The 11,858-nt window shown below is 47.8% G+C and carries 8 protein-coding genes and 1 CRISPR repeat array; all 8 genes read left to right on the top strand.

Annotated features, from left to right (window positions below):
- A partial coding sequence (locus tag ACTQ1N_RS11900) for a hypothetical protein (protein ID WP_441956894.1) occupies positions 1-206 on the top strand: 206 nt, incomplete at its 5' end.
- A gap of 45 nt (positions 207-251) precedes the next feature.
- A complete protein-coding gene (gene cas3 / locus ACTQ1N_RS11895) occupies positions 252-2,765 on the top strand; it encodes a CRISPR-associated helicase Cas3' (RefSeq protein ID WP_441956893.1) in 2,514 nt (837 codons plus the stop codon).
- A 21-nt stretch (positions 2,766-2,786) separates the two neighbouring features.
- A complete protein-coding gene (cas5c, locus tag ACTQ1N_RS11890; protein ID WP_441956892.1) occupies positions 2,787-3,530 on the top strand; it encodes a type I-C CRISPR-associated protein Cas5c in 744 nt (247 codons plus the stop codon).
- A complete protein-coding gene (gene cas8c, locus ACTQ1N_RS11885; protein ID WP_441956891.1) occupies positions 3,517-5,490 on the top strand; it encodes a type I-C CRISPR-associated protein Cas8c/Csd1 in 1,974 nt (657 codons plus the stop codon). Before cas5c ends, cas8c begins: the two co-directional genes overlap by 14 nt.
- Before the next feature lie 42 nt (positions 5,491-5,532).
- Positions 5,533-6,411: a type I-C CRISPR-associated protein Cas7/Csd2 gene (cas7c, locus tag ACTQ1N_RS11880; protein ID WP_441956890.1), complete on the top strand. Its 879-nt coding sequence runs from the start codon at positions 5,533-5,535 to the stop codon at positions 6,409-6,411.
- The gene (gene cas4 / locus ACTQ1N_RS11875; protein WP_441956889.1) at positions 6,398-7,057 is read left to right on the top strand and encodes a CRISPR-associated protein Cas4; all 660 of its coding nucleotides are present in this window, start codon (positions 6,398-6,400) and stop codon (positions 7,055-7,057) included. Before cas7c ends, cas4 begins: the two co-directional genes overlap by 14 nt.
- Complete coding sequence (gene cas1c / locus ACTQ1N_RS11870) at positions 7,054-8,085, top strand: type I-C CRISPR-associated endonuclease Cas1c (RefSeq protein WP_441956888.1); 1,032 nt, start codon at positions 7,054-7,056, stop codon at positions 8,083-8,085. Before cas4 ends, cas1c begins: the two co-directional genes overlap by 4 nt.
- Before the next feature lie 68 nt (positions 8,086-8,153).
- Complete coding sequence (gene cas2 / locus ACTQ1N_RS11865) at positions 8,154-8,444, top strand: CRISPR-associated endonuclease Cas2 (protein WP_441956887.1); 291 nt, start codon at positions 8,154-8,156, stop codon at positions 8,442-8,444.
- Positions 8,445-8,604: 160 nt separating this feature from the next.
- A CRISPR array of direct repeats spans positions 8,605-11,513; the repeat unit is 33 nt; unit sequence GTCCCCGCCCACACGGGCGGGGTGGATTTAAGG.
- Positions 11,514-11,858: the final 345 nt, after the last annotated feature.

The following is an 11,858-nucleotide window of genomic DNA, read 5'->3' as shown; positions in this document are numbered from 1 at the left end:
AAGCGGATCAGATTCCATCCATTTCATCGAATTCGAAGCAGCGTAACCTCTCTCCGCGGGTATCCAAAGTTGTTCGTGATTTTGGGAGAGGCTTTGTTGAGCAGACACTAAATATAAAAGCAGATACAATTAATAATTTTAAAAAGATGTCATTAATATTCAGAAAAAGTATTATGATTGTATCAGATGTCTACCTGTTAAGGTAATGGAATACACTTGTTGGAAGTCTTGTCGAGGAAGGGAAGCTTCGAATGAATCTAGCACATCTGTATATTAATGAGGAGACACATGAAGAACGAAGTCAGAGTCTGCGGGATCATAACAGAAGGGTGGGAGAATACACTGCCGAGGCGCTCGAAAGTGTGGGATTCCCATCGCTTGGCATGCTTGCAGGCATCCTTCATGACGGAAAAGGAACACAGAAATTCCAGAATTATATCCGAAATGCTGCGGAAGGGAAGAAGGTTCAAAGAGGAAGTGTAAACCACACATTCGCAGGCTGTATTTATATTCTGGAAAGATATCATGGCGGTGTCGCTTTGGAAAATGGAAACACTGTTCATAAAGAAAGCCTGTGCGGCGGAGCAGACAGAAGAAAAATGGAGATGTCGAAACTTACTTCTGAAATGATCGCTTATGCAGTCGGGGCACACCATGGACTTTTTGACTGCGTGAGTTATGACGGAAGAAATGGGTTTCTTCACAGGCTTGAGGCAAATCGTGATCAGATCGAATATGCGCAGGCAAAATATTCGTTTGAGTATGAAATTTCAGATCCGGAGGAAATTGATTTTTTATTCAGAAGTGCCGTTGACGAAGTTGATGCATATTTCAATAAGCTTCAGCGACATCTGAGAGATCTGTCTGCGGGAATCCATGATAACCGGATCTTGAATAATTTATCGGGAGGGTACCAGATGGCGATAACTTCAGTGCTCGTACGCATGGTGTCTTCCGCGATTATGTACGCAGACCGAAGGGATACAGCGGAATTTATATCACAAAAGACATTTGGGGATATCACGGGTTTGTGGGATGTAGATCTCAGGTTTTTGGAAAATAAGATCGCAGGGTTTGATCATGAATCGTCGATCAACCATGTGCGGCAGCTTATCTCGGATCAATGCAGGGTATTTGCAGAGAAGGAGCCGGGCATATACAGGCTGAATGTCCCAACCGGTGGTGGAAAGACCCTCGCAGTTCTTCGATATGCGCTGGCGCATGCATTGAAATATCATAAAAAGAAGATTATTTTCGTGGCGCCTCTTCTCACGATTATCGATCAGAATGCGAAAGTGATTCGGGATTCTCTTCCAAGGAAGGAAACCATTCTTGAACATCATTCCGATGTGGTGATGGAGGGGAAGTCCCGCGATGAGGCGGATCAGTACGATGTAATGCGGGACCGCTGGTCGGCACCTGTCATTATTACAACGATGGTCCAACTGCTCGAGATCCTTTTTTCCGATAAGACGCAATCCGTTGCAAGAATGAGAGCGCTTTGTGATTCAGTCATTGTGTTCGATGAAGTGCAGTCTCTGCCACGTAAGACCCTTCAGATCTTCAATATTGCCATGAATTTTCTCGCTGGTTTCTGCGGGTCAACCATCATCCTTTCGTCCGCAACACAGCCGGCATTGGAGGGATTGAACTTTCCGATCAATGTAAGCAGTGAGGAGATGGTCAGATTGACAGAATCTGAACTGGGTGTTTTCAAACGGTGTAGAATCGAGAATAGAATCTCAAAATATGGGTCGACAATCGAAGACATAGCCGGTTTTTGCCTGAATCGGGCATCACAGGATCAGTCCGTTCTGGTTATTTGCAATACAAAACGGGAGGCAAAACAGTTATTTGAAAAGATCCGTGAAGATGCTGACAGTGAAACAGATGTTGTTCATCTTTCTGCATCTATGTGCAAGGCACATAGGAAAAAGGTGCTCGAGACAGTATTCAGTCTCCTGAGAAGAATACAGAAACGGTTCAGCGGAGCTACAACCGAGGATAATGGCAGAAGACTGATCCTGATTTCCACACAGCTTGTTGAGGCAGGCGTAGATTTCTCTTTTCACACAGTATTACGTGTACTGGCTGGAGATGACAACATCGTCCAATCAGCAGGAAGATGCAATCGAAGCAATGAATACGGTAACGGAAATTTCTTTATCGTGAAACTTAGGGGTGAAAATTTGAAGGGATTGCCGGATATTCAGAGCGCACAGGAGGCAATGACAGAAACGCTGTACCGTGATTCAGGAATGGCAGTTGATTCTCCAGAATTCGTAAGAGATTTTTATCTGAATATGTATGAAGCCTCCCGCAGCAGCCGTATTACGGAATATCCGCTTGAAGGAGATCTTCACACCTATGCGAGACTGCTAGCGGGGGATCTCAAACCAATCTATATCAGTCAGAAATCGAGACAATATGTTTTGCGGCAGCCGTTCGAAACGATGGGGCGGGAATTCCGGGTCTTTGAGGATGCTACAGAGGATGTGTTAGTACCGTATGGAAAGGGAAAAGATATCATTTATTTCCTTCGGAACTGTATGCCATATGAATTTGATGAAATTCATAAATCCATCAAGGAGGCCTCAGAATATTCCGTTAAAATATATGAGTGGCAGAAGAAAAAATTGGAGGAGAAAGGACTGCTGGAACATCTGATGGATGACCATGTGCTGGCTGTCGGAGAGAGGGCTTACAGCGATCTTTTTGGCTTGGATGATCAGACGGAATATAAAGCAGAGGACATGATGTTGTAATAGGGAAGAAGGTGAGTGAGGATGGGAATAAAAGCAGAAGAAATACAACTGGGGAAACAGTATGCTGAGAAAAACAGTGTGGAATTTGAAGTTTCCGCCCGGATGGCACTTTTTGCGGATCCTATCGTGTCTGCAGGCGGAGAGAAATCTACCTACGAAATTCCAACCTATGAGGCGATCAAAGGTGTGCTGAAAAGCATCTACTGGAAACCCACGTTTGAGTGGATCGTTGATAAGGTAAGGGTGATGAATGCAATCAAGATGGAGACAAGGGGTGTAAAGCTGCCGAAACTGAACGGCGGAAATGATCTTGCCTACTACACCTATCTTATGGATGTCAGGTATCAGGTGAAGGCGCATTTCGAATGGAATATGAATCGACCTGAGTACGAATGGGATAGAGATCAGAAAAAACATTATGGAATCTTCGCAAAATCGTTGATTCGAGGAGGACGAAGGGATGTTTTTCTGGGTAAACACGAGTGCATTGCGGATGTGAAGTCCTGTAAGTTTGGAGAAGGGAAAGGTGCCTTTGACGAGACTGGCACAATCCGATATGGCTATATGTATCATGGGATCAGCTATCCGGATGAAGGCTACTCTGATGAATCAAGAACCAATCTGCTACTCGATATCAGCGATGTGACAATGGAAAACGGGATTATCACTTTCAAACGTCCGGAGGAATGTCTACACAAGCTGATTCGCAAGGGAATAGCTAAGAAATTCCAAAAAGAGAAGGAGGATGCGAATGCCTCTGTTTAATGATTTGCTAAATACATATGAGGAAGAAAAAGACAGCGATGCTTTTAAAGAGAAAATAGTACCGGTTGCCCATGAGTACGGGAAAGCCGGGATCCAGATAACAATAACGGAGGAAGGCAAATTCGCCAGTGCGGTTAAGGTAAACAAGGGTGACGAGAAGACACTGCTTGCGATCACGGAAGAGTCACAGTCCAGGACAAGTGGAGCCGCAAAAACAAGACCGCAGGCTGTCAATGACAAGCTGATGTTTATTACCAAGGATATAGCGAAGCATTGTCCTTCCGTGGTCGATAAGAGTGGAGAGAATGTCTCTTATACGGCATATAAAAAGCAACTGGAAGACTGGTGCCAATCGGAATACTCGCATCCTAAAGCAAGGGCTATTTTGAAATATATTGAGGAAAATGATGTTATTGAGGATCTGATCGAGGCAGATGTCCTGAAGGCAAACCAGAATGGTGTATTAGGAGGAACCGAAAGCACAGACAAGGATCAAAAATATCAGAAAACCAGTATGGCCATACCGATTCGTTTTTGTGTCCTGACAGCAGATGGGGGAAGCCGCAATACATGGGAAGACGTGACTCTGCTCGATTCCTGGACTGCCTATTATACAAACCTCAGGGACAGGTACGGACATAAGGAATTGGATGGCATAACCGGCAGAGTTGAAGATGTTCCGACTTTTCATCCTAAGAAAGTACTTCCCGGAGCGGCAAACGCAAAACTGATTTCGGTATCGACATCTGAAAATGCATTGATGAACTTCACCGGTGAGAGATTTACAGATGAATCTCAGCGGCTTCAGATTGGGTACGATACATCTCAGAAAGTTCATAACACTCTTCGGTGGCTCATCGGAACGCAGTCGATTAAAATATCTGCCGGTGATTTTTCGCCCGGTGGCAACGATGATTGCCCCCGATACATGATCTGCTGGGATCCTTCGTTTAAAACTTCCGAAGTCTATGATGCAGGGATGGAACTTTTTAAAGGAAGTCAGTCTGGCAATGAATTTGTAAGCGGAAGAGATCATCTAAAAAAAGCAATCTACTACGGGACAAAGTCATCACAGATGGAAACAGGGCTCACTGTGGCTGCATTTGATGCAGCAACTTCTGGTCGGTTTACTATGGTGTATTATCAGAAAATGCTTGTCAGAGAATTTTTTGAACGCCTTGATGACTGGTATGAAACATGTTCCTGGTATTTTGGAAGCAGACAGAATTGTACTGTATTATCGCCATCAATTTTTATGCTTGCAAGATGCGCACTTGGAACAGAAAGAGAAAAAAACAGGCAAAGTTATCTTGATGTTGACAGGAAACTATTTAAAGAAACCGTTCAGGATATTGCAGCGCATATATTAAATGGCCAGCCACTTCCAGAACATATTGTCCGGGCGCTTGTGACACAGGCGTCGGAGCCAATGAGATTTGATATATACCATGAATCCATTCTGCGAGCGGCCTGTGCAGCAGTCAGACAAAGGTTATTGATCCACAATCAGGGAGGGGAGGCAAAAATGGAACTAAACATGGAATCTACGGATCGGAGTTATCTGTTCGGGAGAATTTTGGCAGTGGAAGATGCGATTGAGCAGACTGTGCTGGATCGAAAGAAAAATGGCTCTGACAGTAACAGGGAAACGAATGCCAGACGGTTGTGGAACGCATATGTCAATCATCCTATGACAACGTGGCAGGAGTTAAAGAATCTTCTTCTGCCGTACGAGGCACAACTGCCTGCAGGATCTCGAGTGTTTTACCAGAAGACCCTGGAGGAAATCGTATCAAGATTCGAGGATGCGGACATGAGCAGCCTTGCAAGATCCAACAGGGCACTAGATCCACAGTACCTTCTGGGGTTTTATCTTCAGAGAAGAGAATTGAAGCTGGGGAGGAAGAAAGAAAAAACTGCCGGATCGGAGCATGAGAACAAAACAACTACGGATAACTAATCGGACCAGATAAAAGATATTTATTTTGGAAAGGAGCGTTCTATGGCAGTTAACAGAAGTTATTTTATGGCACTGGTAGCGGTATCTGACGCAAATCCAAACGGTGATCCTCTGAATGGAAATCGCCCGAGGCAGCATGCGGATGGAAAAGGCTATATCACGGACGTGTGCATAAAAAGAAAAATGAGAAACAGAATGCAGGATATGGGGCGGAATATCCTGATTGTTTCTGATGACAGAATTAGAGATGGTTTCAAAAGCATTCATGACAGGCTTGATAGCAGCAAGGAATTTGTTGAAGCAGAGAAAGCGAAAGACAACGATAAGATGACAAGCATTATCTGTAGTAATTATGAAGATGTCAGGGCGTTTGGTGCAACGATCGCCCTGAAGAAGGGAGGCAGAGCAGACTCGGACGAACAGCAGAACGGGAACGGGGTCTCCATCGGTATTCGCGCAGCGGTGACCATTCAGGAGGCAGAGAGCGTGGATCCGGTTGACATAGTGAGCACACAGATTACAAAAAGTACGAACAGTGAAACCGGAGACAAGCGTGGATCTGATACCATGGGGTTAAAGCACAGTGTCCGGTTCGGACTGTATGTAATCAAGGGATCTGTTAATCCGCTGTTTGCAGAAAAAAATGGATTCACAGAACAGGATAAGGAAGATATTCAGCAAGCCTTGGATACCTTGTTCCTTAATGATGAATCTGCAGCTAGACCGGCAGGAAGTGTCGATGTAGTGAAGACAGTCTGGTGGGAAGGCGGAGACGTTATCTATCCGGCTTCGAAGATTTTCAATACAGTACAGGTCAAACGCAAAGAGGGTGTTGAGCTGCCCGAATCTTATTCAGATTACGAGGTTTCCATCAACAAGCTTTCTGAGATGAAGGAGCCTATCGTGCATGACATATTCTGAAGATGAGTATTTGATGCTTTCAGGAATCCAACATTTTCTTTTCTGCAGAAGGCAATGGGCACTCATTCATGTTGAACAGCAGTGGAAAGAAAATGAGCTTACATCTTCCGGTAAATTGTTCCATAAGAGGGCTCATAATGCGGCGGAATTAGAAAAGCGGGGCGATACAGTTATAGTTCGCGGGCTCAAAATCCATTCATCCAGTCTGGGTGTCAGCGGAAACTGTGATGTAGTAGAGTTTCACAGGACGTCAGACGGAATTGTGGTCAATGGATTGGAGGGCAGGTGGAACGTTCTGCCCATCGAGTACAAAAGTGGGAGATACGATTTTAACGAGGCGGATGCCGCCCAGCTATGTGCGGAAGCAATGTGTCTCGAGGAAATGCTTTGTTGTCAGATCGATGCCGGCGATCTTTTCTGGGGAGAAACACACAGACGGAAAGAGGTTAATTTTGACGAAACGCTCAGAAAAAAAGTGATGGATTCATTTCAGGAAATGCACGAGTACTTTAGCAGAGGGTATACTCCAAAAAGCAAACCCAGAAAAGGTTGCGCGAAGTGTTCGCTGAAGGACATTTGCCTTCCGGAAATGACGAAAATACTTTCCGTCAAAACATATATCTCGGAAAGTGTGGACGACCATTGAAAAAACTGTTGAATACGCTGTTTATCCTAACCGATGATTATTATCTCAGCCTGGAAGGAGAATCGGTTGTCATTACTGAAGGAAGAGAGAAAATAGGGCAATTTCCTCTGCATATTTTTGAAGGAATCATTTCCTTCAGCTATTCTGGTGCATCACCGGAACTGATGGGGGCATGCGCGGCAAATGGTATCGGGTTTGCTATGTTTACTCCATATGGTAAATTTCTGTGCCGAGTTGAGGGTAGGAGCAGAGGGAATATCCTTCTCAGAAAAGAACAATATCGGATTAGTGATGATGAAAGGCGCTCACTGCCGTACGCCAGAAACATGATTTTGGGTAAGGTATTCAATGAGCGCTGGACGGTTGACCGCACACTTCGAGATTACCCTATGAGAGTGAACGGCGACAGACTTCGGGAGAGTATTGAAAAGCTTAAGAGGCAGGTTGAAAAAATCCGTATAGCGGACTCAGTATCAAACCTGAGGGGAGTTGAAGGAGATAGTGCAGTTGACTATTTCAGAGTTTTTAATGATCTGATTCTGAACCAGAAGGATGACTTTTGTTTTAGCGGAAGAAACCGTAGACCTCCGCTCGATAAAGTTAATGCCATGTTGTCGTTTGCTTACACATTATTGGCAAATGATTGTATGAATGCACTGGAGTCGGTTGGTCTTGATTCCTATGCTGGATTTATGCACACCGATAAACCGGGGCGGGCATCGTTGGCTCTGGATCTTGAAGAAGAATTAAGAGCGCCTATGGCGGATCGATTTGTTTTGACGATGATCAACAAAAAGATGCTGACGAATAAAAGTTTCTCAGTGACCAGTGATGGGGCGGTTCTGATGACGGATGATTCGAGAAAGATATTTTTGGCGAAGTGGCAGGAAAGAAAAAAGGAAGAGATTGTGCATCCCTATTTGCAGGAGAAAGTGCAGTGGGGGCTTGTGCCATATATTCAGGCACTGCTACTGTCAAGGACTATCCGTGGCGACCTCGATGAATATCCGCCATTTATGTGGAAATAAAGGAATATTGCCTCAGCAGAAGCCTTTCGTGAGAATCTAAGGGGATGGTAGAAAGCAGGCGATACAGTATGATGATAATATTGACATATGATGTAAATACGGAGTCTGTGAGCGGAAAGAAAAGACTTCGAAAAGTTGCCAAAATCTGTCTGAATTACGGAATTCGCGTTCAGAACTCCGTGTTTGAATGCAACCTCGATGCTTCGCAGCTTGTGACTTTCAGGGCGGCAATACTGGATGTAATCGATGAATCGAAGGATAGTGTACGAATATATAACCTTGGAAACGAATATAAGAAAAAGGTCGAGCATTATGGGACGAAGGTAACACCGGATCAGGAAGGAAGCCTCATATTATAGTGGTGCGAGATATGATCACTCATATATTACTGGAACTTTCGCACCTGGAATTGCACTTCTCATAGTTTGATAGACCGACAAAAAACGTTATATCAGATATCTTTAAACATTTCTGCTAATATCAGAAGAATTTTTCTTTAGAGTTTTGTATGTTTTTGCTGTCCCCGCCCACACGGGCGGGGTGGATTTAAGGCTCCATTAGCAGATAAGCAGGATCGATGCTGTTTGTCCCCGCCCACACGGGCGGGGTGGATTTAAGGACTAATTACGACAAAATACACGATGAGCTGACTAGTCCCCGCCCACACGGGCGGGGTGGATTTAAGGGATCAATCGAGCAAAATGGCGGAATATGTTTCCGTCCCCGCCCACACGGGCGGGGTGGATTTAAGGTTCACTTGCCAGCGGTAATGGCATGCGGGTGGATGTCCCCGCCCACACGGGCGGGGTGGATTTAAGGCAGATGTTCCAGCGCCGACACATAAAACCGATATGTCCCCGCCCACACGGGCGGGGTGGATTTAAGGGCCGAATTGATGCAATCGCATGGCAGCATTTCAGTCCCCGCCCACACGGGCGGGGTGGATTTAAGGTTGAGAGCCGGGTGATCTGCCCACCATCCGGACAGTCCCCGCCCACACGGGCGGGGTGGATTTAAGGTTTTTGTCATGCCGCTGCAACAGATACGTGATCGTCCCCGCCCACACGGGCGGGGTGGATTTAAGGTCTTGCTTTTCGTTGCCCAGCAACTCCAATGCAGTCCCCGCCCACACGGGCGGGGTGGATTTAAGGGGCACGATGATGCTCAGGTCGCCTCAGAGGTCAGTCCCCGCCCACACGGGCGGGGTGGATTTAAGGATGAGGAGGAGAAACATGAAAACATTGAAGCTCACGTCCCCGCCCACACGGGCGGGGTGGATTTAAGGCGCATTCCGAACATGTGTGACTATATGCTTTTCGTCCCCGCCCACACGGGCGGGGTGGATTTAAGGGTTACATGCATATAGATTTGTCTGGTAATCTGGGTCCCCGCCCACACGGGCGGGGTGGATTTAAGGATAAAAAGCTGGAAGCCATTGAAGCACAGTACGGTCCCCGCCCACACGGGCGGGGTGGATTTAAGGCCAACATCTGAGAAGAAGGATACGATCGGTTCCTGTCCCCGCCCACACGGGCGGGGTGGATTTAAGGATCAAATCAGGGAATAACCTGTCTGATGCTTTCCGTCCCCGCCCACACGGGCGGGGTGGATTTAAGGGATACGCTCAACTGGATCTTCGTCACCGGCACAAGTCCCCGCCCACACGGGCGGGGTGGATTTAAGGTTTCTGTTTTTGATCATCCATAATATCCACCATTGTCCCCGCCCACACGGGCGGGGTGGATTTAAGGTTTGCCATGTCTTCCCTGATCGCCGCGGCCTCGAAGTCCCCGCCCACACGGGCGGGGTGGATTTAAGGACCAGCTCCGCGAATGTCTCATCATTTGCATCGATGTCCCCGCCCACACGGGCGGGGTGGATTTAAGGAAAACCGTGCAGCGCATGAGTCTGAATCAGTTCAGTCCCCGCCCACACGGGCGGGGTGGATTTAAGGATACATCTACTGCTATCTATATCTGTGCCGGCTTGTCCCCGCCCACACGGGCGGGGTGGATTTAAGGATGCCCTCTCTTGCGGAATTCCATACATACCCGGTCCCCGCCCACACGGGCGGGGTGGATTTAAGGTCTTCTGTAGCATCGAGCCTCACCATATAGCAGAGCGTCCCCGCCCACACGGGCGGGGTGGATTTAAGGGCCGAATTGATGCAATCGCATGGCAGCATTTCAGTCCCCGCCCACACGGGCGGGGTGGATTTAAGGTTGAGAGCCGGGTGATCTGCCCACCATCCGGACAGTCCCCGCCCACACGGGCGGGGTAGATTTAAGGGAGGATTGAGAGGATAGATAAATGAAAGAGACAACGTCCCCGCCCACACGGGCGGGGTGGATTTAAGGTCAATTGCCTGGATCACTTTGTTGTCTTTCCCCTTGTCCCCGCCCACACGGGCGGGGTGGATTTAAGGATAAGATCGGAAGATCTGATGCATGGCTATCTAGTCCCCGCCCACACGGGCGGGGTGGATTTAAGGAGGAATATACTGAGACAGTTCCTGCACGATCGTCGTCCCCGCCCACACGGGCGGGGTGGATTTAAGGGGAAGATGTAATTAACGATATCAAGAATCATGGAGTCCCCGCCCACACGGGCGGGGTGGATTTAAGGCTTCGCAGCTCGACCGCATACATCTTTACCAGCTGTCCCCGCCCACACGGGCGGGGTGGATTTAAGGATAACAATCGTGATCCAGCCCTGGTCATTTGTGAGTCCCCGCCCACACGGGCGGGGTGGATTTAAGGTGGACAACGCCCACACGCACACGGGTACGGAGCAGTCCCCGCCCACACGGGCGGGGTGGATTTAAGGTCCACAATCCCTATGTGATCTGCATACCCATCAGTCCCCGCCCACACGGGCGGGGTGGATTTAAGGACATCACTTTACTCGCTGGAAGGCAATCTTGACGGTCCCCGCCCACACGGGCGGGGTGGATTTAAGGTGAATTACCTTGAACAGATGGGGCCGGAAGGCGCGTCCCCGCCCACACGGGCGGGGTGGATTTAAGGCCCATTTAATGCCAGTGGGAGATATAGTAACAATGTCCCCGCCCACACGGGCGGGGTGGATTTAAGGTTTACTACCGCCGGATAGTACACATCGCGGCAGCGTCCCCGCCCACACGGGCGGGGTGGATTTAAGGTCGTACTCCGCCGCTCAATTCAACGTAGTTCATTGTCCCCGCCCACACGGGCGGGGTGGATTTAAGGCGATATCCTGAGCGAATGTAGAGAAAAGTTCAGCGTCCCCGCCCACACGGGCGGGGTGGATTTAAGGCATGTCATCGTGTGTCATCTTCTGGACAAAGCCCAGTCCCCGCCCACACGGGCGGGGTGGATTTAAGGTACTCGGTGCACAGGGACCTCAGCGGGTCCTTTGTCCCCGTCCACACGAGCGGTGTGGATTTAAGGCCGGATGTTGGCCGGTGAACCGATTGTCCGCTGCAGTCCCCACCCGTGTGGGCAGGGTAGATTTAAAGCTGTTATGAAATATAACGCCCTTGTAGTCTTCGGGCCCCGACCGTATGAGCGGGGAAAAATTTAAGGATATCAGGCACGATGGCATTCAGCTCTTTGACACAGTGCCTACCCATGTGGACAGAGTGGATTTAAGATTCTATACACCGGCAAGCGGCCGGAATCATGAAGTGTTGTCCGGCAAATTAAATGATGTCCCATCCGGCAGATTATTTCGCGCCGATTTTGGATTTCTACAGATGTGTCAGTCACTTTAAAAGTAACTGTTTCTGCGAATTG

It is taken from the genome of Porcincola sp. LCP21S3_C12 (assembly GCF_052118625.1).
GTDB lineage: Bacteria > Bacillota > Clostridia > Lachnospirales > Lachnospiraceae > Porcincola.
Note: the sequence above shows the minus strand (reverse complement) of the source record. Positions and strands in the feature narration are given on the sequence as shown.